Origin of the sequence: Streptomyces sp. NPDC050535, assembly GCF_044457665.1 — a bacterium.
In the GTDB taxonomy this organism is placed as follows: Bacteria; Actinomycetota; Actinomycetes; order Streptomycetales; family Streptomycetaceae; genus Streptomyces.
In genome coordinates this window covers 1-25,100 of the sequence record NZ_JBITHE010000010.1, presented here as the reverse complement: position 1 = coordinate 25,100, position 25,100 = coordinate 1, and the positions used below count along the sequence as shown (strand labels likewise).

The following is a 25,100-nucleotide window of genomic DNA, read 5'->3' as shown; positions in this document are numbered from 1 at the left end:
CCTCAGGTCCGCTTGCGGCTCGCGATCTCGTCAGAGAGCTGCCGCACGTGGGCGGGGTCCGCGTCCCGGACAAGGGCGACGTAGTGGTCCATGACGGCCGGCCGGTAGCGCACGGGCAACGTCTGTCCTGGGGCGAGTCGAGTGAGCTCGGTGATCGTGAGGTCTTCGTCTGCGATACCGCGGAACGAGATGCCGCCGACGGTCTCCACGTCGAACATCAGGACCACGCGTGGATTGCTGTTGACCTCCCGCCAGTCGACAAGAACGCCGAGCGCAAGCGCCCCCGTACGCAGTTCCGCATTGCGCTTCCGTGCATCACTGCTCAGGAACGGGTTCGGGGCGACGCCCGGGAAGTCGGGCCCGACGCCGAGCGATTCCCGACTCAGGTCGGGCCTTAGCTGCGCCATCAGATCGTTCTGATCGTTGAGCTTCTTCTTCCAGCCGAACATCCTGACCCCTCCCTCACACCGGTGCCGGAATCTCGGCCTGGCGCTTCGCCTTCGCTGCGATTGTAGTGGCGTCCTTCCGTGGTCTCCGGGCGCAGACCGCCACGCAAGAGAAGCACGTCAGGGGCCCGTGGTGCTCCTCTTGCGTGGCGGGTTACAGGCGGTGAGCGATGCCCGGCGGACGCTGCGGACGCTGTCTAGCTCGCTATCCGCTAGCGATGGCGGCTCTTCGGGCCCTGGGCCGGGCCGTCTGTGGGCCGTCCGAGGGCGGCCAACGTCGACAGGTGACGACAGTTGCCGACCGTTCTCCCCCTGTTCAGAGGCGGTGCGTCGGGTCCCGCCGCAGGTGCCAACCCCCGGACGTGAGTTGAGGAACTCCAGAGCTTGGGCGCAGGATGACGGGCATGACCTCCCATGCCCGCCGCCCCCTGCTCAACCGCCGGCTCGCCGAGTTCGGCACGACGATCTTCGCGGAGATGTCGGCACTGGCCCTCAGTACCGGCTCGATCAACCTCGGCCAGGGTTTCCCCGACACGGACGGGCCCGAGGAGATCCGTGAGGCGGCGGTGCGCGCGCTGCGTGACGGGCGCGGCAACCAGTACCCGCCGGGTCCCGGCGTGCCCGAGCTGCGTACGGCGGTCGCCGCGCACCAGAAACACCGGTACGGCCTGTCGTACGACCCCGACCGGGAGGTCCTCGTCACGGCGGGCGCCACCGAGGCCATCGCCGCGACCCTGCTCGCGCTGCTCGAACCGGGTGACGAGGTGATCGCCCTGGAGCCGTACTACGACTCCTACGCCGCCTGCATCGCGATGGCCGGCGGCACCAGGGTCCCCGTCACCCTCCGCCCGCACGAGGGACGCTTCCGGCTCGACCTGGACGAGCTGCGCGACGCCGTCACCGACAACACCCGGCTGCTGCTGATCAACACCCCGCACAACCCCACGGGCACCGTGCTCACCCGTGAGGAGCTCACCGAGATCGCGCGGCTCGCGGTGGAGCGGGACCTCCTGGTGGTGACGGACGAGGTGTACGAGCACCTCGTCTTCGACGACGCCGAGCACCTGCCGCTGGCCTCGTTCCCGGGGATGCGCGGGCGCACGGTCACGATCGGCTCGGCCGGGAAGACCTTCTCGTTCACGGGCTGGAAGGTCGGCTGGATCACCTCGACCCCCGATCTCGTCACCGCCGTACGGTCCGCGAAGCAGTTCCTGACGTACGTGTCCTCGGGGCCGTTCCAGTACGCCGTCGCCGAGGCGCTCACGCTGCCGGACTCCTACTTCGAGGACTTCCGGGCGGACATGCTCGCCAAGCGGGACCTGCTGTCGGCGGGGCTCGCGGACGCCGGTTTCGAGGTCTTCCGGCCGGCGGGCACGTACTTCGTCACCACCGACATCCGGCCGCTCGGCGAGTCCGACGGCTTCGCCTTCTGCCGCGCCCTGCCGGAGCGCGCCGGCGTGGTCGCCATCCCGAACGCCGTCTTCTACGACGACCGGGAGGCCGGCGCGCCCTTCGTCCGTTTCGCCTTCTGCAAGCGGACGGCGGTCCTGGAGGAAGCGGTCACGCGGCTCAAGGCGGCCTGGTAGCGGCTCACGGGGGCCCGGTGGCGGCTCGAGGCCGCCCCGGTGCCACCGGGGCGGCGGCAAGTTCCCCACAGGCTGTGGACGGCGCCGCGCCGCCACCCGCGCCGCCCCCGCCCGCGCCGCCGCCCTCGCGGGCGCACGGACACACGAACGGCGGGAGCCCGGCCCCGGCGCACGACCATGACGGTCGGCGCCCTGGCCGGGCTCCCCTGCGCGAACAGCGCGAACGGCGCGTATCCGGTCGCGATCGCGCACGCACCACTCTCGGTGGCGACACGCACCACTCTCGGTGGCGAGAGGACTACCCCTCGTCGCCCTCGCCCTCGGGCTTCTCCGCCTCGTTGACTTCCTGCTCGAGGCCGAGCTGCTCGACGAGCCACTTGTCGAACTCGATGGCGGCACGCACCCAGCTCACCGTGGAGGACACGAAGTGCTCCAGGCTCACGCCGGTGCCGATCAGCATCTGCGCCTCGCCGATCAGACGGACGGTGCCGTCGTCGTGCGTGTGGCTGTAGACCTTCGGCCACAGGGTACGACGGTTCCAGTCGTCGATGGACTCGAGGAGCGCCTGCTTCTCTTCGATCTGGTGCGGCCGGTCGTAGAACGTCCGCACCGAGAAGACCTGCTGGTCACCCTCCCCACGGAACATGAAGTACGTACGGAACTGCTCCCACGGCGCCGCGAGGTCACCCTCGTCGTCGATGACGTACTTCAGCTCCATCTGTTCCAGGAGCTGCTTCACAAGGTCCTGATCCGGGACGACGGGGCCCGCCGGTCCGCCGGGCTGCGGCTCGGGCTGGCCCCCGAAGTTCGGAATCGAAGACGGGTCGATGGACATCTGTGACACTCCTGCAGTCGTCTGACTCGTCCGGCCATCGCTGAGACCAGACGTTCGCACCCCACCCTCTCTCGCCTCGCACCCAACCTGCAACAGCCCCGCCCCCCGGCTGCTGCCGAGGGGCGGGTTTCAGCGACGGCGGGTGCCGCGGCCTACAGCGTCTTGCCCGTCGCCGGGCCCACGATCAGTCCGTCCCCGAAGGCCTCGACCCGGACCGTGTCGCCGTCCTTGACCTCGCCCGCGAGGATCTCCTTGGCGAGCCGGTCGCCGATGGCGGTCTGGATGAGGCGGCGCAGCGGGCGGGCACCGTAAGCCGGATCGTTGCCCTCCTCGGCCAGCCAGGCCAGCGCCGCGTCGCTGATCTCCAGGGTGAGGCGCCGCTGCGCGAGCCGCTTGGCGAGGCGGCCGATCTGGAGCCTGGCGATGCGCTCAAGCTCCGCCTTGTCCAGGGCCGAGAAGACCACCAGGTCGTCCAGCCGGTTCAGGAACTCCGGCTTGAAGGAGGCCCGTACGACCTCCAGCACCTGCTGTTTCTTCTCCTCCTCGGAGCTCAGCGGATCGACCAGGAACTGGCTGCCCAGGTTCGAGGTGAGGATCAGGATGGTGTTGCGGAAGTCGACCGTCCGGCCCTGACCGTCCGTCAGCCGGCCGTCGTCCAGGACCTGGAGGAGCACGTCGAAGACCTCGGGGTGCGCCTTCTCGACCTCGTCGAGGAGCACGACACTGTACGGCCGCCTGCGCACCGCCTCGGTGAGCTGGCCGCCCTCCTCGTACCCGATGTAGCCGGGGGGCGCGCCCACCAGGCGGGCGACGCTGTGCTTCTCGCCGTACTCGCTCATGTCGATGCGGACCATGGCCCGCTCGTCGTCGAAGAGGAAGTCGGCGAGGGCCTTGGCGAGTTCGGTCTTGCCCACGCCGGTGGGGCCGAGGAAGAGGAAGGATCCGGTGGGCCGGTCCGGGTCGGCGATTCCGGCGCGGGTGCGCCGTACGGCGTCGGACACCGCCTGCACGGCCTCCGCCTGTCCGATGAGCCGGCGCCCCAACTCCTCCTCCATGCGCAGGAGTTTCTGGGTCTCGCCCTCGAGGAGGCGTCCTGCCGGGATGCCTGTCCAGGCGCCGACCACGTCCGCGATCTCGTCGGGCCCGACCTCCTCCTTCACCATGGTGTCCTTGGAGACCTCCACCTCGGCCTCGGAGGCTTCCTCCAACTCCCTTTCCAGGGTGGGGATCTCGCCGTACAGCAGCTTGGAGGCGGTGTCGAAGTCGCCGTCGCGCTGGGCCCGTTCGGCCTGGCCGCGGAGCTCGTCGAGCTTCTCCTTCAGCTCGCCCACCTGGTTGAGGGACTGCTTCTCCTTCTCCCAGCGGGCGGTCAGGCCGCGCAGTTCCTCCTCCTTGTCGGCGAGGTCGCGGCGCAGCCTTTCGAGGCGCTCGCGGGAGGCGGGGTCGGTCTCCTTCTCCAGCGCCAGCTCCTCCATCCGGAGCCGGTCCACCTGGCGCTGGAGTTCGTCGATCTCCAGCGGGGAGGAGTCGATCTCCATGCGCAGCCGGGAGGCGGCCTCGTCGACCAGGTCGATGGCCTTGTCGGGGAGGAAGCGGGAGGTGATGTACCGGTCGGAGAGCGTGGCGGCGGCGACCAGCGCGCTGTCCGCGATCACGACCTTGTGGTGGGCCTCGTAGCGCCCCTTGAGCCCGCGCAGGATCGCGATGGTGTCCTCGACGGACGGCTCGGCGACGAGGACCTGCTGGAAGCGGCGCTCCAGGGCGGGGTCCTTCTCGATCCGCTCCCGGTACTCGTCGAGCGTGGTGGCGCCGACCATGCGCAGCTCGCCGCGCGCGAGCATCGGCTTGAGCATGTTGCCGGCGTCCATGGAGGAGTCGCCGCCGGCGCCCGCGCCAACGACGGTGTGCAGCTCGTCGATGAAGGTGATGATCTGCCCGTCGGAGCCCTTGATCTCGGCGAGGACGGTCTTGAGCCGCTCCTCGAACTCCCCGCGGTACTTGGCGCCCGCGACCATGGCGCCGAGGTCCAGCGAGACGAGCCGCTTGTTCTTCAGCGACTCCGGGACGTCACCCTTCACGATCCGCTGGGCGAGGCCCTCCACGACGGCGGTCTTGCCGACGCCGGGCTCGCCGATGAGGACGGGGTTGTTCTTGGTGCGCCGGGACAGGACCTGCACCACCCGGCGGATTTCCTGGTCCCGGCCGATGACCGGGTCGAGCTTGCCCTCACGCGCCGCGGCGGTGAAGTCGGTGCCGAACTTTTCGAGTGCCTTGTACTGGCCCTCGGGATCCGGGGTGGTCACCCGGCGCCCTCCCCTGCTCTTCTGGAACGCCTCCAGGAGCTTCTTGGCGTCCGCCCCCTGCTGGGAGAGTACGTCGCCGCTCGGGCCGCCCTTGGCGGCGATACCGATGAGCAGGTGCTCGGTGGAGATGAACTCGTCGCCGAGCTCCTTCGCCCGCTCGGCGGCGTCGGCGATGACGGCGAGCAGCTCGCGGTTGGGCTGCGGGGGCGCGACGGTGGATCCGGTGACGCTGGGCAGCCCGGCGAGCACGCGTTCGGCGCCGGTCCGTACGGAGGCCTGGTCCGCCTCGACGGCGGCCAGCAGATCGATGATGTTCTCGTTGTCCTGGCCTTCAAGCAGCGCCAGCAGCAGGTGGGCAGGGGTGAGGTCCGGATGGCCCCCGGACACGGCCCGGGTACTGGCCGCGTTGATCGCGTCCCGGCTCCTGTTGGTCAGCTCGGTGTCCACGGTCGCGTACTCCTCCTCGGGTTCCTTGGGCTGGTCGGCCGCCATCCCCATGCTGAGTGTGCCAACGGGCACAAAGTTGAGTCTATTCCACTCAAGGCTGGAGCGGGGACGGATGCGGGGGACGGATCCGGAAACGGATGCCGGAACGGACGCGGGGACGCATGCGGGGACGGATGCGGGCCCCGGTGATCGAGGGGAAGTAGATTCGGCTCCATGGCTCCCTCACCTCCAGTGGACCCGCGACGGCCGGACGCCGCCTATCTCGGCTTCTGGCGGGAGCGGCACCTGTGCACGCTGACGACCCTGCGCCCCGACGGAAGCCCGCACGTGGTGCCCGTCGGTGTTACATACGATCCCGAGGCCGGTCTGGCTCGGGTGATCGCGAACAAGTCCAGCGCGAAGGTGGGGTACGTGCGGGCGGCGGGCCCCGACGGGGTGCGGGTGGCCGCCTGTCAGGTCGACGGACGCCGCTGGGCGACCCTGGAGGGGCGGGCCACGGTGTCCGCCGAGCCCGGGCGCATCGCGGAGGCGGAGCAGCGGTACACGGAGCGGTACGGGCGGGTGCCGTCCCCCAACCCCTCCCGGGTGGTGATCGAGATCGAACTGACCTCGGCACTGGGGCACGGCTGATTCCGGCCCATATGGCGACGCACGACCGGGTGGACCGATCGGCGGATACCTGGATCTTTCGCCGAAAACTGCAGCGGCGTCACCGTGTTCAGGTCACGGTGACGCCGCTGCGGGGGGAAGTACCTGCGCGATTTACTACGACGGGGGAATCGCGTCAGGCACTGCGGGGGGTGGCTGAGATGGTCTGTACTTCCGGGGCCTCCGGCTCGTCCAGCTGATGGTCACGCTGATCGAGGTTCACAAAGATCATTCCGTACCGGATGGCGCACCGTACTGGCTGCGGCGCCCCCCGAGGCCGCCGCAGACACCGGTACGCCCGCAGATCCTCGTCGTCGTCGCGCGTGACGACGACCGGCTCTCCGAATACCGTCACCATCAACGAGTCACCACTGTGGGGGATAGCGGTGACCAGATCGATGAAGTGCCATCCGGAGCGGTAGGCGGTGGCCATTTCTCTGCGGAAGGAGCGGTCATCAGGAGGAGTCGTCATAAGTCAGCCCCAGGTGCTGTCATCTGCGACGTCCGGAGACACCGGACCCAACGCTCCGTCACTCTGGTCTGTGGTCGCCACCACCGAGGCACCCCAGGTGCTGTCCCCCTGGCCGTCGCTCTTCGCACCGGCGAGGCCACTCAGCGCTCCGATGGCCACGACGGCGGAGAAGGCGGCGACAAGCATCGACCGAAGCATTTTCCTACGCATAATCGGCTTCGTCCTCACTTGAAGGTCTCCTCTTCCCCCGTCGAGTTAGACGATGGCTCATTCAGGCACGTGGTGGCCACACAATCGATGCATCATGTTCCTGCACGTTCAGGACCCTGGGGGGTGGAGATTTGGCAACGAACAGAACTAATGGGACACATCCCCATGCGGTGACCGAACTGTGCCAGGAAGGTGGCCGCCTTTACGCGGACGCTCTCCGCACAGGACGCATCGCTCGCGCGGACGTCGAGGCCGTTCCTTGCTTGATGGAGTTCGCCCTTCTCCATCCCGATCCCGACGACGCGAACTGGCTGCGTCCGGTGCCCCCGTCGGTCGCTCTGGCCCAGCGGATCAACCCCCTGGAAAGCGAAATCACAGAGCGCCGGCGGATGTCGATCGAACTGGCCGATGCTTTCGAGCCGTTCATGACCTTGAGTGCCCAGGCGACGGCGAGTACGCACTCGATCACGGTCCTCGAAGGCTTCGACCGGATCAACGGGGCACTCGACCTGGCCACGGCCCAGTGCCAGAACGAGATGCTGACGGTCCAGCCGAGCGGCCGCCGGCTCGAGCACACCCTCATCCAGGGGCTGGAGCGCGACAGGCCGTTGACCGAACGCGGCGTGAGCATCCGGACCCTCTACCAGCACACGGCCCGCTACAGCCCCGAGACGCAGGCCTACGTGGACCAGTTCTCCAACGGCAAGGTGGAGTACCGCACCATCGACGAACTGGTCGAGCGGCTGATCATCTGCGACGAGACCGTCGCCTTCATCCCGACCCGCGACGACCGGCAGGTCGCCCTGGAACTGCGGCACCCCGGCCTCGTCCGCTACCTGGTCAAGGTCTTCGAGTTCATGTGGGGCCGCGCGGTCCCGCTGAACGCGGGCGCCCCCTACGAGACCGCCCCCGACGGCATCACCGACATCCAGCACTCCATCGCGAAGCTCCTGATCGAGGGCCATGTCGACGAGGCCATAGCCCGCCGGCTCGGCATGAACGTCCGCACCTGCCGCGCCCACATAGCCAAGCTGGCCACGGCTCTCGGCAGCGGCAGCCGGGCACAGCTCGGCTTCCTCATCGCCCGGTCGGGAATGCTCAAGCAGGAGGACCAGCCGGGCCCGGCACCCCGGCCGGATCAGACACCCCCGCCGGACCGGACACGTCAGGAACCGTGACCGCCGCCGGCTCCGGAGCGCGCGGCGTGTCCTCCAGGCCCGCCTGGGCGATGCGGACGCCCAGCTGGGTGCGGCTCGCCGCCCCCAGGGTCTCCGAGAGCCGGGCGATGTGCGCCCGGCAGGTGCGCACACTGATCCCCAGCCGCTCGGCGACCACCGCGTCCTGGTGCCCCTCGGCCAGCAGCGCCGCGATCGACCGCTCCCGGTAGGTGATGCCCTCGATGCCCGTCGAGGGGAGCTGGGAGGCGAGCGGGATCGCGAGGCGCCACAGACGCTCGAAGACGGTCACCAGGTAGTCGACCAGGGCCGGGTGGCGCAGCTCCAGCGCTATCGTGCGGTCCGTGTTCGCGGGGATGAAGGCGACCGTGCGGTCGAAGAGGATGAGCCGCTCCACGACCTCGTCGAGCGTGCGGGCCTCGGCCGCCTCGCCCATCAGCTCCATGTAGTTCAACAGGCCCTGGCCGTGCCGGGCCACATGGGTGTAGAGGTCGCGCATACGGACGCCGCGGCGGCGCAGGCCCAGCGCCCGGTGCAGGCCCTCGGAGAGTTCGTCCTCGCGGCGGATGCCGCCCGGCTGCACGGTGAGCACCTCGGACGTGCAGGCCTCGGTCGCCGAGTCCATGGCGGCCCGGATCCGGGGCAGTCCGTCCAGCACGCGGATCGCCGCGCCCTCCGGCGGTGCCTGGACGCGCCCGCCGAGACCGGCGTACCACTCGAACGCGGACACCGCCTCGCCCACCCGCGCCTGGCTCGCGCTGACCTCCGCGTACACCCCGCGCAGCAGGCGGGTCATGACCTCCTGCGGCGAGGTCGGCACCAGCCACGCCATGTCGTCGGGGTCGGGGTGCAGCAGGGCCAGTTCCAGCAGGCAGGGCACCGACTCCGCGTCCTCGCGGGGCACACGGCCGCGCCGTACGGCCCGGGAGTACACCCGGTCTCCCGCCACGCACAGCTGGTCAGCGCCGTGCGGATGCCTGTCCGTCCCTTGCCCGGCCATCTCCCCACTCCTGCCCGGCCATCTCCCGCTCCCGCCCGGCCTGTCCTGCCGACGGCTCCAGCGCCTTCACGCGTCCGATCTCCACGTGTCCGCGTATTCCCCGTTTTCGGCGACTTCCACAACGCCCGCGTGTTCCGCGCCTCCGCGCTTCCGCAGCGCCACTATGCGCGGCCCGGTCCGCCATCGCAACACGGCTGCGCCGTCGCGCCACGCCCTATCGCCCACATGTGTCCGCATATATCCTCACCTCCGCGCCGGTCTTTGCAACAAGCTGAAGGCGACGGCCCGTTCATCGGGTACATCGTGGAGCCGCCCCCCACGGGCGCGATGGCGGCCCTGGCCGGATTCCCCCGGTGCCGCAGGGCCCGCGGCACCCGCCGAAAACCCGGCCGGAGAACGGCGACACACCACGTGAGCTGCCCGAAACCACCGAGTGATCAGTGTGTTACGTACCACACTTAACGTCAGTCCATGGCGGACATATTTGACGCGTACGCGTTGGCCGACGCGTGGGACGAGATGTTTGTGCGGCCGGGTGAGGTCAGGACCGCCTACGAGCCGGTGCTGGCCGCGCTGCAGCCGATCGAGCCGACTGAACTGCGCTTCAGGGCCGACCAGATGGCGCGGGCGTTCACCGACCGGGGAGTCACCTACGCCTTCGCGGGCGAGGAGCGGCCCTGGCCGCTCGACCTCGTGCCGCGCATCCTCGACGCACTCGAATGGGACCTCATCCAGCGCGGAGTCGCCCAGCGGGTGAAGGCTCTGGAGGCCTATCTCGGTGACGCCTACGGCCCCTGCCGCGCCTTCGAGGACGGGGTGGTGCCGTGGCGGCTGTTGCTCAACTCCCCGCATTTCCACCGCGCCGCGCACGGAATCGAGCCACCGGGCGGGGTACGGATTCACGTCGCCGGGATCGACCTCGTACGGGACGAGGCGGGCGAGTTCCGGGTGCTGGAGGACAACGTCCGTGTACCGTCCGGCGTCTCGTACGTCATCGAGAACCGCCGCGCGATGACGCGGATCTTCCCCTCACTGTTCGCCGAGCAGCACGTGGTGCCGGTGGACGGGTACGCGCAGAAGCTGCTGGCCGCGCTGCGGGCGTCCGCCCCCGACGGGGTGACCGACCCCCGGGTCGTCGTCCTCACCCCCGGCCCCAGCAACGCCGCCTACTTCGAACACGCCCTGCTGGCACGGCTGATGGGCGTGCAGCTGGTCGAGGGCCACGACCTGGTCTGCCGCGGCAACCGGGTGTGGATGCGGACCACCCGCGGCGAGGTGCCCGTCCATGTCGTATACCGGCGGCTCGACGACGGCTTCCTCGATCCGCTCCAGTTCCGGCCCGACTCGGTGATCGGCTGCCCGGGGATCATGAACGCCGCGCAGGCGGGCACGGTGACCCTCGCGAACGCCGTCGGCAACGGCATCGCCGACGACAAGCTGCTCTACACGTACGTCCCCGACCTGATCCGTTACTACCTCTCCGAGGAGCCGGTTCTCCCCAACGTCGAGTCCTTCCGGCCCGACGAGCCGGGCCAGTTGGAGGCAGTCCTCGACCAGATCGGCCAACTGGTCATCAAGCCCGTGGACGGCGCAGGCGGCATGGGCATCGTCATCGGCCCGAAGGCCGACCGGGAGACCCTGGAGCGCACGCGCGCGGCCGTCGCCGCCGATCCGCGCGGCTGGATCGCCCAGCGGCCGGTCGCCCTGTCCACCTCCCCCACCCTCGCGGGTGAACGGATGGCACCGCGCCACATCGACCTGCGCCCGTTCGCCGTCAACGACGGCAGCGATGTGTGGGTGCTGCCCGGCGGGCTCACCCGGGTCGCGCTCCAGGAGGGCAACCTCATCGTCAACTCCAGCCAGGGCGGCGGCTCCAAGGACACCTGGGTGCTGGCCGAGGGGCCCACCGAGCAGCCGGCCCCGCTCGCCGCCGGCACCGTCGCCGCCCTGGACGTCGTCCCCCGCCAGTTCGGCCCCGACGGCGACCGCGCCGCCGAACAGGAAGGGGCCCAGCAGCAGTGACCGCTTCTCCGGTTCCTCAGGCCCAGGAGGTACGACCGTGAACGACGTGATCCTCTCCCGGATAGCCGAAGCCCTGATCTGGACCGGCCGGTACGTGGAGCGGGCGGACGCCACCGGCCGCATCCTCGACGCCTATCTGCACCGGCTCCTGGAGGACCCCTGGCGCGACGAGGACGTGGCCTGCCGGTCGCTGTACGCGATCCTCGGCGTCGACGCGGGCGGCGAACGCGTCGACATGCAGCAGGTGTTGGACCAGCTCGCCTTCGACGCCCGCTCCACCTGCGCCATCGAGGGCGCGATCGGCGCCGCCCGGCTGAACGCGCGCAGCGCCCGCGAGGCGGTCTCCTCCGAGATGTGGGAGTGCCTCAACTCCACCTGGCACGCGCTCGCCGACCAGCGGCTGGCCTCCCGGCGGACGGGCCCGTACGGCTATCTGGAGCTCGTACGCCGCCGGGCCGCTCTCTTCTTCGGGCTCGCCGACTCGACGATGAGCCGGGACGACAGCTGGCGGTTCGTGGTCCTCGGACGGAGCCTCGAGCGGGTCGACATGACCGTACGGCTGCTGTCGGTGCGGGTGCTGGACGCCGCGCACGCTCCCGACTGGCCGACACTGCTCAGCGCGAGCGGCGCCGACGAGGCGTATGCCCGGGTCTACGGCGGTTTCGGCGACACCCCGAGAGTGGCCGAATTCCTCCTCACGGACCGGGACTTCCCGCGCTCGGCGCTGCACGCGCTGACCACCGCGGAGGAGTGCCTGGCGGCGCTGGGGCGCCCGAGACAGGACCCGGCGCGCCGGCCGATAGGGCGGATGCGGACCCGGCTGGAGTATCTGGACCTGTCCGCGCTGGAGGAGCAACTCCCGCTTCTCCTGAGGGACTTGCAGCAGGCGTGTACGGCCTCGGCGGAGGCGGTCGCGGAGAAGTTCTTCCCGAACCAGGGGCCCGTCGAGTGGGCCCAGGCAGGAGCATGACCATGACCGGGAACACGAACACGGCGACCCGTCGGCTCCGGATCCGGCACACCACCCGTGTCTCATACACACAGGCCGCGGTCTCCTCGCACAACGAGGTCCGGATGACCCCGCTGACGCTCCCCGGCCAGACCACCCTGGACGCCCGGGTGACGGTGAACCCCACCACCCCGACCTGGTCGTACTGGGACTACTGGGGCACCCAGGTCACCGGCTTCGACCTGATGGAACCGCACGCGGATCTGACCATCACGGCGTCGAGCCTGGTGGAGACGGCACCGCCGGGGCCGCCGAGCGCCGCCCCCGCCTGGTCGGAGATCGCCGAACTCACCTCCGGGTCACGCCTGTTGGAGTTCGCGGCGCCGACCGGCCGGACGACCGTGTCGGCGAAGCTGGTGGAGCGGGCCCGCGCGGCCGCCGCGGGGCTGGACCCGCACGAGACCGCCGTTGCCGTCTCGTCCCTGGTCACCGGGCAGGTCTCGTACATCCCCGGCGCCACGGGGGTGAACACCGGCGCCATGGAGGCCTGGGAACAGGGCGCGGGCGTCTGCCAGGACATCACCCACCTGACGGCCGCCCTGCTGCGCGGCCTCGGCCTGCCCACCCGCTATGTCTCCGGCTATCTGCACCCCGAGCCGGACGCCGAACTCCACCGACCCGTCGCGGGCCAGAGCCACGCCTGGATCGAGTACTGGGCCGGCGACTGGAACGGCTACGACCCCACCAACAGCACCCGCGCCGCCGAGTCCCACGTGGTGGTGGGCCGGGGACGCGACTACGACGACGTGACGCCGCACAAGGGGGTCTACCGCGGGGTCGCGGGCGGGCCGCCCGAGGTGACGGTGGAGTTCACCCGGGTGGCCTGAGCCCACGAACCGCGACGGACCGCTGCCGGCCGCGGGGCCCTGCTCGCTACTTCAGATCGAGCGCGTTGCACGCGGACTGGTAGTCGGCCGTGCAGATTTCCTTGATCTTGTAGATGCCGTCCTGGATGACCGTGTCCTTGATGTTCTCCTGGGTGAGGGCGACCACCGGGACGAGCGCGGCCAGGACGTTCTTCTGGGTGGGGCTGTCGACCTTGTCGCTCGCCAGGGCGTCGAACTCGATCGTGCGGCCCTGGACCCGCGACACCGCCATCTCGGCGGCGACGCTGGCCTCCTGGGGGTAGGACTTGTAGACGCTCATGAACTGGTCGCCCTTGACGATGCGCTGCACCGCGGCGAGCTCCGCGTCCTGCCCGGTGACCGGCGGCACGGTGTTGACGCCCATGGTCTTCATGACGTCGATGACCGCGCCCGCGATGCCGTCGTTGGCGGCGTACACGCCCGCGATGTTGTCGAGGCCGACAGCCGCGACGGCCTTCTCCATGTTCTTCTTGGCCTCGACCGGGTCCCAGTTCTTGGTGTCGTACGTCTTGGCGATGTTGACCTTGTCCTGGAGCTCGACCATGGCGCCCGACTTGAACTGCGCCGCGTTCGGGTCGGTCAGCGAGCCGTTCATCATGATGATCTTCTTGCTGGCGGCGCCACTGCCCAGCTCACCGACGAGTGCCTTGCCCTGCACCTCGCCGACGAGTTCGTTGTCGAAGGAGACGTAGGCGTCGATCGGGCCCTCGGCCAGCCTGTCGTAGGCGATGACGGGGATGCCCGCGTCCTTGGCCGCCTGCACGCCGGACGCGATGGCCTTGGAGTCCACGGCGTCCACGAGGAGCACGTCGACCTTCTCGTCCACCATCTCCTGGAGCTGGGCGGCCTGCTTCTTCGCGTCCGCCCCGGCGTTGGCGTAGACCACCGATCCCTTGTTGCCGGTGAGCTTCGCCACCTCCGACTTGATGATGGGGTAGTCGAACTTCTCGTAACGCGTGTTCTCCGTCTCCGGGAGGAGCAGACCCACCTTGATGTCGTCGCCCTTGGTGGGGCTGGCCTTGGTTTCGCTGCCACCGATTCCGTCCACGACACCGCAGCCGACGAGCGAGACGGCCATCGCGGAGCAGGACAGGGCTATGACGGTCCGCCGCCGACGGGTGTTACGAGTGTTCACATCAGGTGCCTTCCGGGCGAGGTTGCAGCATTGCGACCCAGGTGGCTGAAAGCCAACGCGGCGATGACCCGAGCGTCAAGGACTAACCACTTAACGAGATGGCAACAGCGTTCTGTGTTCCCCAAGTGAACACGATGGAAAGGGGGTGCGTGCCCACTTCCACCGAACCTCAGTGATTTACACGTTTCACTCTTTTCACAGGGTTCTCGGTGCGCGCGCGTACAACCCATCGCCCCGCTCGGGCGTCTTGGTGGTGGCCGAAAACACCACCTCACGTGACAGGGGAAGCATGAGACCAGTCAGACGCGGCGGAACGGCGCTCGCCATGACGCTGGCGACCGCCACCACCGGCGGCCTGCTCGCCGCGACCGCCGCTCCGGCCTCCGCCGCGACCACCTGCGCCTCACCCGTCTATAAGCGGCAGTTCTTCGCGAACACCACTTTCTCGGGTACACCGAAGAAAACGGACTGCGATACGGCTGTCGACCAGAACTGGGGCAGCGGCGCGCCCGCTTCGGGTCTGCCGTCCGACAACTTCGGCGTCCGCTGGTCGGTGACACGCGACTTCGGCTCCGGCGGCCCCTTCGCCCTGCCCGTCGCCGCGCAGGACGGCATCCGGGTGTACGTGGACGGCACCCGCAAGGTCGACATCTGGAAGAACGTGTCCTCGACGGTGAAGAAGACCGTCAATGTCACCGTCCCCGCCGGGAAGCACACCCTGCGGGTGGACTACGTGAACTGGACCGGCAGCGCGAACGTCAAGTTCGCCTACACCCCCCGCACCACGGCCGCCGTCGACAAGGTCACGCCCCTCACCCCGACGGGCACCGCGGTCACGTACGACACAGCCACCGGCAGGGCGAAGCTCACCTGGTCCAGGAACAAGGAGATGGACCTCGCGGGCTACCGCGTCTACCGCCGCCTCAAGGGGGCGGAGTTCCCCACCAAGCCGCTCGCGACCACGACGTCCACCTCGTACACGGACACCACGCTCCCCACGACGGGGGATGTGTACTCCTACGAGGCCCGCGCCTACGACAAGGCCGGCAACGAGTCGGCGGGCACGGCGGACAGGTCCGTCACCACCGCCGACCGGACGGCGCCCGCGGCGGCCACCGGGCTGGAGGCCCACGCCGTGGAGGACGGACTCCGGCTCAAGTGGACCGCGGTCGGCGGAGCGGCGTCGTACCGGGTGTACCGGGCGCCGAGCGGGAGCAACGCGTACGTCAGGATCGGGGACGCGAACACGGCCTCGTACCTGGACACCTCGGCGGTGGAACAGAGCACCTACACCTACCAGGTGACCGCCCGCGACGCGGCGGGCAACGAGTCCGCCCGCTCCGCCACCGTCGAGGCCACATACCGGGACAGCACTCCGCCGCCCGCGGTGACCGGGCTGACGGCCACACCGACCGAGTACGGCTTCTCGCTGGCCTGGGACCCGAACCCGGCGCCCGACCTCGGGCGGTACCTCGTCTACCGGGGTGAACTCGTGGGCGACGAGGAGGAGAAGGTCTGCTCCGTGCACGAGGTGGAGTGGCTGTTCGCCGACACCACCTCGTACGAGTACGCGACCCTGCCCGACGGCGAGGAGGCCTGCTTCTTCATCGACGCGTACGACGACAACTGGCTCTCCAGCTGGAAGTGGACCGGCGAGGCCAACATCGTGGTGTCGACGGAACTCGATGTGACGCCGAGCGTCGCGACTCCGGAGGGCTCCCCGCTGGAGCTGGACGCGTCGGCCGCGGACGGCGGCGACGGGAACCACCTCGAATGGAACTGGAGCTCCGGTTCCCAGGAGACGACCGGCTACCGCGTCTACCGCTGGAACCCCGCCACCGGGACGTACGAGAGGATCGCCGACCTCGGCAGCGGTGTCACCTACTACTTCGACACCGGCGCCCAGCTCGGCACCACGTCCTTCTACTGGGTGACCAGCCTGGCCGGGGACGGCACCGAGTCGGTGCCGGCGGGCGACTGGACGGCCACCGCACCCGCGCGGTGACCCGAGCGACACCGAAGGGCCCGGGCGGCGATCAACCTCCCGGCCCCCTCTACGTGCCCGCCCCGTACAACCAAGTTCCCTCCTCGCGAGTCCTGATCGTCGGCGGCTCCCGTGCCGCCGACGATCAGGGCTTGACCAGGAGCGAAGGAACGCATGAACCCAGCGAGACCCACGACGGCCGCGGTCGCCTGCAGCGTCGTGTTCATCAGCGCGGCCGGCCTGCTCGTGGCCGCCAACTCCGCCAGCGCGGCGACGAGTTGCGCATCACCGGTCTACAAGCGGCAGTTCTTCGCGAACACCGCCTTCTCCGGGTCGCCGAAGAAGACGGACTGCGACTCGGCCGTCGACCAGAGCTGGAGCGGCGCCCCCGTCACCGGCCTGCCGAAGGACAACTTCGGCGTCCGCTGGTCCGTCACCCGGAACTTCGGGTCCGGAGGCCCCTTCACCATCGCCGCCTCCGGTACGGACGGGATCCGCGTCTATCTGGACAGCGGCCGCAAGATCGACCTCTGGTCCAACACGACGGGTTCACGTTCGAAGAGCCTGAACCTCACGATCCCCAAGGGCACCCACACCCTGCGGATCGACTACGTCAACTGGACCGGCTCCGCCAAGGTCAAGCTCACGTACGCGCCGCGGACCACTGCCGCCGTGGACAAGGTCAAGCCGCTCACCCCCGGCGGCAGCACGACGACGTACGACAAGGCCACCGGCAAGGCCAAGCTCACCTGGTCGAGGAACCAGGAGATGGACGTCGCCGGCTACCGCGTCTACCGCCGCCCGCGGGGCAGCACCTTCGGGACCAGGCCGCTGGCGACGACCACCGCCACCTCGTACACCGACAGCACGCTGCCCAAGGCGGGGGCGACCTTCCTCTACGAGGTCCGCGCGTACGACAAGGCGGGCAACGAGTCCGCCGGCACCGCCGACCAGGCGGTCACCACGGTGGACAAGGTGGCGCCGACCGTCACCGATCTGACCGTCCTCGGGAACTCCTCCCTGGACGGGGTGAGCCTCTGGTGGATGTCCCCCGAGGGATCGCTGACGTACGAGCTGCTGAGGTCCGGTGCGCCGGGCGGCCCGTTCACGGTGGCCGCGAAGAACCTGAGCAACTCGGCGACCGATGAGACAGCCCCGTACGGGGAGACCTCGTACTACAAGGTCGCGGCGACCGACGCGGCGGGCAACACCGGGTATTCCTCCGTGGTGTCCAACGCCCGGCCGCTCGCCGTGCCGTACTTCCTCGGCGGTAAGAACCGCCCGGAGGACGGCGGCGGCGTAGACCTGTCCTGGTGGGTTTCGCCGCACTCGCCGACGGAGTTCCGGGTGCACCGCGAGGAGCGGCGCTTCGACGCCGCGACGGGCACGTTCGCCGTCGTCGACTCCCAGGTGGTGCCCTGCGCCCCGAAGCTCACCGACACCGCCTACGGCACCCGCCACGCCTACGCCTGCACGGACACCACGGTCGTGCCGAGCCCGCACGACGGGTTCTACGTGTACTGGGTGACCAGCGTCGACGCCCTCGGGCGCGAGTCGGCGCCGTCGGGCGTCCACCAGTTCTCCTACGGCGACGCCACCGCTCCGCCGCTCGTCACCGGGTTCACGGCCACCGCCACCGAGTACGGCACGGTCCTGGACTGGGACGACAGTCCGGCGGCCGATCTCGCCGAGTACAACGTCTTCCGGCTCAGCACGGTGGACGACGGCACCGGCACCACGTACGTGGGCCGGGTCGGGGCGGGAAGCAGCCGGCTCGTCGACTCGGCGAACCTCCAGGACGGCGAGACCCACACGTACTTCGTGGACGCCGTGGACACCTCGGGCAACTCCAACTACACGTCGGCCGACGACGTGGTGTCCACCACCGTCACCGAGTACGACCTGCGGCCCACCGTGGAGACGCCGGCCGACTGGCTGGTCACCGTCGACGCCGAGGCCGATTCCGCCGCCGGCACCGTGCTGCTCGACTGGAAACTGTCCAGCTCGTACTACGGGACGGACATCACCGGGTACCGCGTGTACCGGTGGAACCCGTCGACCGCCGCGTACGAGCCGCTGACCGCCGAGCCGGTCACCGGCCTCTCGTACACCGACAGCACGGCAGCCGCCGGCACCACCCACTTCTACTGGGTGACCGCCCTGCACGCCGACGGCACCGAATCCGCTCCCGGCGACGCCTGGGCGGCCCTGGCACCCCGGGCCGAGTAGGGCCCGGCGCACGCCGAAGGGGCCGGGAGGTCGAACACCTCCCGGCCCCTTCACGCGCTCGGTTACTCCGGCTGCCGCTTCGGCCGCCACACCACCAGCGCGCTCGTCTGCTGGACCTCCTGGTAGGGGACCAGGTCGCGGCGGTACGAGGCGTGGACTGCCGCCTCGCGCTGCTGCATCGCGGCTGCCGCGCCGTCCACCGCCGACTGGAGTTCGCCGACGCGCTGCTGGAGCGCGGCGACCTGGTTCTCCAGCTCGATGATGCGTTTGATGCCGGCGAGGTTGATGCCCTCGTCCTGCGACAACTGCTGGACGGCGCGCAGCAGTTCGATGTCGCGCGCGGAGTAGCGGCGGCCCCGGCCCGCGGTGCGGTCCGGGGAGACGAGGCCGAGGCGGTCGTACTGACGCAGGGTCTGCGGGTGCAGGCCGGAGAGCTGGGCCGCCACCGAGATGACGTAGACCGGCGTCTCCTCGGTCAGTTCGTACGGGTTGCGTCGACGGCCGGGTACGTCCATGGCGTCCTCATGCTCCCTTCGCGGCCTGGAACAGCTCCGCCCGCGGGTCCTCGCCCACGGTCGCCTCGCGGTACGCCTCCAGGGCGTCACGAGCCTTGTCCGACATGTCCGTGGGGACCGTCACCTCGACGGTGACCAGCAGGTCGCCGCGGGTGCCGTCCTTGCGGACCGCGCCCTTGCCGCGGGCGCGCATGGTGCGGCCGTTGGGCGTGCCCGGCGGCAGCTTCAGCGTGACCGCGGGTCCGCCCAGCGTGGGCACCTTGACCTCGCCGCCGAGGGCCGCCTCCGCGAAGGTGACGGGGACGGTGACGGTGAGGTTGTCGCCCTTGCGGCCGAAGACCGGGTGGGCGTCGACATGGACGGTGACGTACAGGTCGCCCGCCGGGCCGCCCCGTTCACCGGGGGCGCCCTTGCCGCGCAGACGGATGCGCTGGTTGTCGCTGACGCCGGCCGGGATACGGACCTGCATCGTGCGCGACGACTTGGCGCGCCCGCTGCCGCTGCAGACCTCGCACGCGGTCTCCGCGATCAGACCGCGGCCCTTGCAGTCGGGGCAGGGGTCGGTGAGTGAGAACCCGCCGCCGGAGCCCCGCGCGACCTGGCCGGTGCCGACGCACGTCGGGCACACGCGGGGCGTGCCGTTCGCGTCGCCGGTGCCCGAACAGGCCTTGCAGGGCGCCTGCGAGGTCATCCGCAGCGGGACCGTCGCGCCGTCCACCGCCTCGGTGAAGCTGAGCGTCACCTCGGTGTCGATGTCCTGGCCGCGCCGGGGCTGCGTACGGGTGCCGGTGGTCGTGCCGCCACGGTTGAACAGGCCGCCGAACACGTCACCGATGCCGCCGCCGAAGCCGCCGCCCTGCGGTCCGCCGCCGCCCTGGGCACCGCCTCCGAAGAGGTCACCCAGGTCGAAGTTGAAGTTGCCGCCGCCCGCGCCGGGGCCCGGACGGAAGCCGCCGTTGCCGAAGAGGGCGCGGGCCTCGTCGTACTCCTTGCGCTTCTTGGGGTCCCCGAGGATGTCGTTCGCCTCGGAGATCTCCTTGAAGCGGTCCTCCGCCTTGGCGTTGCCCTTGTTGGCGTCCGGGTGGAACTCGCGGGCGAGCTTCCGGTACGCCTTCTTGATCTCGGCCTCGGTGGCGTCCTTGGGGACGCCGAGGACCTTGTAGTAGTCCTTCTCGATGAAGTCCTTGGTGCTCATCCCCGACGTCCCTCCTCTCTCGTGCGTGCGACGTCAGCCCTCGTCCGGGCCACCGCTCTCCTTGTCGTCCGCCGCCTCGGCCGCGGCGTCCTCGGACTTGACGGCCTGCGCGCCCGGCTGCGGCTCGGCGACGGCCACCCGCGCGGGGCGGATGGTGCGCTCGCCGAACCGATACCCCGGCTGGAGAATCGCCACGCACGTCGTCTCCGTGACGTCCGGAGCGTACGAGTGCATCAGGGCCTCGTGGATCATCGGGTCGAAGGGCTCGCCCTCCTTGCCGAAGGTCTGCAGCCCCAGCTTCGCCGCGACACTCTCCATGGACTCGCCGACCGACTTGAAGCCGCCGACCAGTTCGCCGTGGTCCCGCGCGCGGCCGATGTCGTCGAGCACGGGCAGGAGCTCGGTCAGGAGGTTCGCGATGGCGACCTCCTTGACCGCGATCCGGTCGCGCTCGACCCGGCGGCGGTAGTTCTGGTATTCGGCCTGGAGCCGCTGGAGGTCCGCGGTGCGCTCACTGAGCGCCGTACGCACCTGGTCCAGCTGGGCTGTCAGACCGGCCAGTTGGGCCTGTGCCTGTGCTGCTGATTCGTCCCCGGCCGGGGCCGCCCCCTCAGGGGCGGCCTTCGGCTCGGCGTCGTCAGGGGTGGCGCCGGAAGGGACGTCAGGCTTCTCGTCGAAACCCGGGGTCTCCTCCGTCACGCGGCACCGTCCTTGCGGTCACGGTCCTCGTCGACGATCTCCGCGTCGACCACGTCGTCGTCGGCCCTCGGCGCCTCGGCGCCGGGAGCGTCACCCGCGGCCTGAGCGGCGTTGGCATCGGCGTACATGGCCTGTCCGAGCTTCTGCGAGACGGCGGCGACCTTCTCGGTGGCCGTGCGGATCTCGGCGGAGTCCTCGCCCTTGAGCGCGGCCTTCAGCTCCTCGACGGACGCCTCGACCTCGGTCTTGACGTCGCCGGGGACCTTGTCCTCGTTGTCCTTGAGGAACTTCTCCGTCTGGTAGACGAGCTGCTCGCCCTGGTTGCGGGACTCGGCGGCCTCGCGGCGGGCGTGGTCCTCCTCCGCGTACTTCTCGGCCTCTTCGCGCATCCGGTTGACCTCGTCCTTCGGCAGCGAGGAGCCACCGGTGACGGTCATCTTCTGCTCCTTGCCCGTGCCGAGGTCCTTGGCCGTGACATGCATGATGCCGTTGGCGTCGATGTCGAAGGCGACCTCGATCTGCGGGACGCCGCGCGGGGCCGGCGGCAGACCGGTCAGCTCGAACATCCCGAGCTTCTTGTTGTACGCCGCGATCTCGCGCTCGCCCTGGTAGACCTGGATCTGCACGGAGGGCTGGTTGTCCTCGGCGGTGGTGAAGATCTCGGACCGCTTGGTCGGGATCGTCGTGTTCCGCTCGATGAGCTTGGTCATGATGCCGCCCTTGGTTTCGATACCGAGGGACAGCGGGGTGACGTCGAGGAGCAGGACGTCCTTGACCTCGCCCTTGAGGACACCGGCCTGGAGGGCGGCGCCGATGGCGACGACCTCGTCCGGGTTCACACCCTTGTTGGCCTCGTTGCCACCGGTCAGCTCCTTGACGAGCTCGGCGACGGCGGGCATACGGGTGGAGCCACCGACGAGAACGACGTGGTCGATCTCGGAGAGGTTGATCCCGGCGTCCTTGATGACGTTGTGGAACGGCGTCTTGCAGCGCTCCAGAAGGTCAGCGGTGAGCTGCTGGAACTGGGCGCGCGTGAGCTTCTCGTCCAGGTGCAGCGGGCCCTCGGCGGAAGCCGTGATGTAGGGCAGGTTGATCGAGGTCTCGGTGGACGAGGACAGCTCGATCTTGGCCTTCTCGGCGGCCTCGCGGAGGCGCTGGAGGGCCATCTTGTCCTTGCCCAGGTCCACGCCGTGACCGGAGCGGAACTGCTGGACCAGGTAGTCCATGACCCGCTGGTCCCAGTCGTCACCACCGAGGTGGTTGTCGCCGTTCGTGGCCTTCACCTCGACGACGCCGTCGCCGATCTCGAGCAGCGAGACGTCGAAGGTGCCGCCACCGAGGTCGAAGACGAGGATCGTCTGGTCGTCCTTGTCGAGCCCGTACGCCAGGGCGGCGGCCGTCGGCTCGTTGACGATGCGCAGGACGTTGAGACCCGCGATCTCGCCGGCCTCCTTCGTCGCCTGACGCTCGGAGTCGTTGAAGTACGCCGGAACGGTGATGACCGCGTCCGTGACCTTCTCGCCGAGGTAGGACTCCGCGTCGCGCTTCAGCTTCTGCAGGATGAAGGCGCTCATCTGCTGCGGGTTGAAGTGCTTCCCGTCCAGCTCGATCTTCCAGTCCGTACCCATGTGACGCTTCACGGACCTGATCGTCCGGTCCACGTTCGTGACCGCCTGGCGCTTGGCCACCTCGCCGACGAGCACCTCACCGTTCTTCGCGAAGGCGACGACGGACGGCGTGGTCCTGGCACCCTCGGCGTTGGTGATGACGGTGGGCTCGCCGCCCTCCAGAACGCTGACGACGGAGTTAGTCGTGCCCAGGTCGATGCCGACCGCACGTGCCATTTCAATTCCTCCAGCAATGACTTGAGTGGAACAGGCTCAAGTGTGCACGACTCTCGCCACTCGGTCAACAGAGCTGAGTCGAGGAGGCTCAACTCTTATCTCCTCCTTACGCGCATCTTGCCTCTGACCTGGGGACACTCAGGTCGTCCGACACGTGAGGTCGGGCCTCCGGGCGGCCGGCGGCCCGGAAGGAGCGGAGCCCCTGGACGCCGGGAACAGGTGAGAGCGGGCCCGCTGGGCGCCCGGGGCCCCGGGCGGAACGGAACTCTCGGGAGCCGGGAACGCACGGGAACGACGGGCGGCCGGGGCCCTGGGCGGAGCGGAACCCCTGGACGCCGGGAACCCACGGGGACGGCGAGCACGGGGGCCCGGACCCGCACGCCCCACGAGCACCACCACCACGGCCACTCCCGCCACCCACCACGCGGCGTTCGCGCCCAGCCACCCCAGGTCGATGAGCAGCCCCACCGCCACCGCGGCGAAGGCGGCACCGCCGATCACCACGGTCACCCCGCGCCGGGTCAGCCCGGTCCGCCGGAGCCGATGAGCGAGGTGCCCACCCGGCCGCCGGGCCGCGAGAACGAGATCGGCCAGTCCGACAGCGGTCAGCGAGAACAGCGCGGCGCCTCCGGATCCCGTCTCCCGCCCGCCGTGCACAAGCACTGCCGCCGAGGCCAGCACGAACCCGGCGAACAGCGCCCCGCAGCGCCCCGGCACGATCCGCGCCGGAGGCCGCCCCTGCATCAGGAACCCGGCGAGCGCCGCCGCCAGCACGCTCAGCAGCACCGCCGTCCCGTCCATGACCTCGACGGCCGCGCACCCGGCAAGGGCGAAGGCGGTGACGACCCCGACGGTCCCCAGCACCCCGTCGGCGTGGTCGAGCGAGACGAAGGCGAACGTGCCGACGACGGTCAGGACGACGCCCAGCATCCCGCCGAGCACGCCGAGTTCGCCGTACGGCATGGTCAGCGCGGCGGCGAGTCCCACCCCGGCCACCTGGACCACGGGCGGCACGGCGCGCAGGTCGGCGAGCAGCCCGAGCAGTGCGACTCCGATCCCGGCCACCAGCAGCCGCCCGGCCGCCGTTCCCAGCGGAGCGACCTCCGTCCACACCCCGGCCCCGGCCACGAGAGCCGTTCCCCCGGCGACCGCCACGCCGCCAAGCAGCGGAACCGCGCGCGGGCGCCGCCGCTCGACCACCCCGAAACGCAGGGCGAACATCCGCAGCAGGGCGGCGAGCACGGCGGTGAGAAGCAGGGCGGCGATGGCGGCGACGATTCCATACAACACGTCGTCAATTTAGGCTTAAATGTCACAATACTGTGCGAATAACACGATCAGCTTTACGTGTCCGCGCAGAGCCGATATGTGGGGCACCACACTCAGGCAACCCTCAGCGACGCAGATCACCGCACCCCTGGCTACAGTGCGGCGCAAGAAGTGGGTAGTCTCGGACAACATCTAAGTTACCGCTTAGTAATCTGTTCATCTGTTCCAAGAAACATCCAGACCACCCCAAGAACCAACCTCGCAGGCCCGAGGAGCCCCCAAATGCAACTCGCCGCGATCATTGTGTCGCTGGTCATCAGCGCGGTCGGCGTGGCGCTGTTCAGCAGAGCCATCGCGCAGATCTACCGGTTCGTACGGCTCGGCCAGGACGTCCCCGCGGACACCCGAACCGACGACTGGACCGCGCGCACCGTCACGGTGGTCAGGGAGTTCCTCGGCCACACCCGGATGAACCGCTGGGGCGTCGTCGGCATCGCGCACTGGTTCGTCGCCATCGGCTTCTTCTCGCTGATCGCGACTCTGGTGAACGCCTTCGGGCAGCTCTTCCAGGCCGACTGGGTGCTGCCGATCGTCGGCCACTGGCTGCCGTACGAGGTGTTCGTCGAGTTCATCGGCCTGATGACGGTCCTCGGCATCCTCACGCTGATCGTCATCCGCCAGCTCTCCACGTCGGACAAGCCGGGCCGCAAGTCCCGCTTCGCCGGATCGAACACGGGCCAGGCCTACTTCGTCGAGTCCGTCATCCTGATCATCGGGCTCGCGATCATGACGCTGCGCGGCATGGAGGGCGCCCTCGTGGGCGTGCACGGCTACGAGGCCGCGTACTTCGCCTCCTACCCGGTCGTCGCACTCTTCCGCGACACCGACACCGGCACGCTGCAGAACCTGATCTATCTCACCGCGATGATCAAGATCGGCACCTCGTTCATCTGGATGATCGTGGTGTCGCTGAAGACGGACATGGGGGTGGCCTGGCACCGTTTCCTGGCCTTCCCCAACATCTGGTTCAAGCGCGACGCGCGCGGCGGGGTCGCGCTGGGCGCGCTGCTCCCGATGACGTCCGCGGGCAAGGCGATCGACTTCACCGACCCGGGTGAGGACGACGTCTTCGGCGTCTCCCAGATCGAGCAGTTCTCCTGGAAGGGCCTCCTCGATTTTTCCACGTGTACGGAGTGCGGGCGCTGCCAGTC

20 protein-coding genes and 1 pseudogene are annotated in these 25,100 nt (G+C 69.6%); 9 read left to right on the top strand and 12 right to left on the bottom strand.

Going from position 1 to position 25,100, the window contains the following annotated elements:
• Positions 1–2: 2 nt before the first annotated feature.
• A complete protein-coding gene (locus tag ACIBLC_RS22465) occupies positions 3–449 on the bottom strand; it encodes a hypothetical protein (protein WP_399212883.1) in 447 nt (148 codons plus the stop codon).
• 392 nt (positions 450–841) lie between these two features.
• On the opposite strand from ACIBLC_RS22465, the gene ACIBLC_RS22460 reads away from it, so the two are divergent.
• Positions 842–2,032 carry a pyridoxal phosphate-dependent aminotransferase gene (locus ACIBLC_RS22460; RefSeq protein WP_399212882.1) on the top strand — a complete coding sequence of 397 codons (1,191 nt, stop codon included), beginning with the start codon at positions 842–844 and terminating at the stop codon, positions 2,030–2,032.
• Between the two features lie 298 nt (positions 2,033–2,330).
• Here ACIBLC_RS22460 and ACIBLC_RS22455 read toward each other — a convergent pair whose 3' ends face one another.
• Both ACIBLC_RS22455 and clpB read right to left on the bottom strand, forming a co-directional pair.
• Positions 2,331–2,867 carry a YbjN domain-containing protein gene (locus tag ACIBLC_RS22455; protein ID WP_399212881.1) on the bottom strand — a complete coding sequence of 179 codons (537 nt, stop codon included), beginning with the start codon at positions 2,865–2,867 and terminating at the stop codon, positions 2,331–2,333.
• Positions 2,868–3,019: 152 nt separating this feature from the next.
• Entirely contained in the window at positions 3,020–5,617 is a 2,598-nt protein-coding gene (gene clpB, locus ACIBLC_RS22450; protein ID WP_399213175.1) for an ATP-dependent chaperone ClpB, read from the bottom strand.
• Between the two features lie 213 nt (positions 5,618–5,830).
• On the opposite strand from clpB, the gene ACIBLC_RS22445 reads away from it, so the two are divergent.
• Positions 5,831–6,247, top strand: a complete 417-nt coding sequence (locus ACIBLC_RS22445; protein ID WP_399212879.1) for a pyridoxamine 5'-phosphate oxidase family protein — start codon at positions 5,831–5,833, stop codon at positions 6,245–6,247.
• 154 nt (positions 6,248–6,401) lie between these two features.
• Here ACIBLC_RS22445 and ACIBLC_RS22440 read toward each other — a convergent pair whose 3' ends face one another.
• Both ACIBLC_RS22440 and ACIBLC_RS22435 read right to left on the bottom strand, forming a co-directional pair.
• Positions 6,402–6,737 (bottom strand): hypothetical protein, encoded by a 336-nt coding sequence (locus ACIBLC_RS22440; RefSeq protein WP_399212878.1) that lies wholly within the window; start codon positions 6,735–6,737, stop codon positions 6,402–6,404.
• Positions 6,738–6,740: 3 nt separating this feature from the next.
• Positions 6,741–6,923 (bottom strand): hypothetical protein, encoded by a 183-nt coding sequence (locus tag ACIBLC_RS22435; protein ID WP_399212877.1) that lies wholly within the window; start codon positions 6,921–6,923, stop codon positions 6,741–6,743.
• A gap of 155 nt (positions 6,924–7,078) precedes the next feature.
• On the opposite strand from ACIBLC_RS22435, the gene ACIBLC_RS22430 reads away from it, so the two are divergent.
• Positions 7,079–8,125 carry a helix-turn-helix transcriptional regulator gene (locus ACIBLC_RS22430; protein WP_399212876.1) on the top strand — a complete coding sequence of 349 codons (1,047 nt, stop codon included), beginning with the start codon at positions 7,079–7,081 and terminating at the stop codon, positions 8,123–8,125.
• On the opposite strand, the gene ACIBLC_RS22425 is transcribed toward ACIBLC_RS22430, so the two are convergent.
• Positions 8,046–9,122, bottom strand: coding sequence for a LuxR C-terminal-related transcriptional regulator (locus ACIBLC_RS22425; protein ID WP_399212875.1), 1,077 nt, complete (start codon positions 9,120–9,122; stop codon positions 8,046–8,048). The two genes, ACIBLC_RS22430 and ACIBLC_RS22425, sit on opposite strands and share 80 nt — an antisense overlap.
• A gap of 471 nt (positions 9,123–9,593) precedes the next feature.
• Here ACIBLC_RS22425 and ACIBLC_RS22420 point away from each other — a divergent pair, with 471 nt between their 5' ends.
• From ACIBLC_RS22420 to ACIBLC_RS22410, 3 genes are read left to right on the top strand one after another with little or no spacing between them, the layout of a single operon-like run.
• Entirely contained in the window at positions 9,594–11,144 is a 1,551-nt protein-coding gene (locus ACIBLC_RS22420; protein ID WP_399212874.1) for a circularly permuted type 2 ATP-grasp protein, read from the top strand.
• Between the two features lie 37 nt (positions 11,145–11,181).
• On the top strand, positions 11,182–12,114 hold the full coding sequence (locus ACIBLC_RS22415; protein ID WP_399212871.1) for an alpha-E domain-containing protein: 933 nt from the start codon (positions 11,182–11,184) through the stop codon (positions 12,112–12,114).
• 2 nt (positions 12,115–12,116) lie between these two features.
• Entirely contained in the window at positions 12,117–12,980 is an 864-nt protein-coding gene (locus tag ACIBLC_RS22410; protein WP_399212870.1) for a transglutaminase N-terminal domain-containing protein, read from the top strand.
• Positions 12,981–13,026: 46 nt separating this feature from the next.
• Here the strand turns inward: ACIBLC_RS22410 and ACIBLC_RS22405 are convergent, their stop codons facing one another.
• Entirely contained in the window at positions 13,027–14,154 is a 1,128-nt protein-coding gene (locus tag ACIBLC_RS22405) for a sugar ABC transporter substrate-binding protein (protein ID WP_399212869.1), read from the bottom strand.
• Positions 14,155–14,443: 289 nt separating this feature from the next.
• Between ACIBLC_RS22405 and ACIBLC_RS22400 the strand changes: the two genes are divergently transcribed.
• Together ACIBLC_RS22400 and ACIBLC_RS22395 are read left to right on the top strand one after the other, a co-directional pair.
• The gene (locus tag ACIBLC_RS22400; RefSeq protein WP_399212868.1) at positions 14,444–16,159 is read left to right on the top strand and encodes a PA14 domain-containing protein; all 1,716 of its coding nucleotides are present in this window, start codon (positions 14,444–14,446) and stop codon (positions 16,157–16,159) included.
• A gap of 153 nt (positions 16,160–16,312) precedes the next feature.
• On the top strand, positions 16,313–18,367 hold the full coding sequence (locus ACIBLC_RS22395; protein ID WP_399212866.1) for a PA14 domain-containing protein: 2,055 nt from the start codon (positions 16,313–16,315) through the stop codon (positions 18,365–18,367).
• Positions 18,368–18,429: 62 nt separating this feature from the next.
• On the opposite strand, the gene ACIBLC_RS22390 is transcribed toward ACIBLC_RS22395, so the two are convergent.
• The 5 genes from ACIBLC_RS22390 to ACIBLC_RS22370 form a co-directional block, all read right to left on the bottom strand.
• On the bottom strand, positions 18,430–18,882 hold the full coding sequence (locus ACIBLC_RS22390) for a heat shock protein transcriptional repressor HspR (protein WP_399212865.1): 453 nt from the start codon (positions 18,880–18,882) through the stop codon (positions 18,430–18,432).
• Between the two features lie 7 nt (positions 18,883–18,889).
• Complete coding sequence (gene dnaJ, locus ACIBLC_RS22385) at positions 18,890–20,077, bottom strand: molecular chaperone DnaJ (protein ID WP_399212864.1); 1,188 nt, start codon at positions 20,075–20,077, stop codon at positions 18,890–18,892.
• 33 nt (positions 20,078–20,110) lie between these two features.
• Positions 20,111–20,776: a nucleotide exchange factor GrpE gene (gene grpE / locus ACIBLC_RS22380; protein ID WP_399212863.1), complete on the bottom strand. Its 666-nt coding sequence runs from the start codon at positions 20,774–20,776 to the stop codon at positions 20,111–20,113.
• A complete protein-coding gene (gene dnaK, locus ACIBLC_RS22375) occupies positions 20,773–22,620 on the bottom strand; it encodes a molecular chaperone DnaK (protein ID WP_399212861.1) in 1,848 nt (615 codons plus the stop codon). The genes grpE and dnaK overlap by 4 nt, the downstream gene beginning before the upstream one ends.
• Positions 22,621–22,758: 138 nt before the next feature.
• Positions 22,759–23,910, bottom strand: a complete 1,152-nt coding sequence (locus ACIBLC_RS22370) for an MraY family glycosyltransferase (RefSeq protein ID WP_399212860.1) — start codon at positions 23,908–23,910, stop codon at positions 22,759–22,761.
• A 261-nt stretch (positions 23,911–24,171) separates the two neighbouring features.
• On the opposite strand from ACIBLC_RS22370, the pseudogene ACIBLC_RS22365 reads away from it, so the two are divergent.
• Positions 24,172–25,100: pseudogene (locus ACIBLC_RS22365) on the top strand (Fe-S oxidoreductase); the annotation flags it as partial.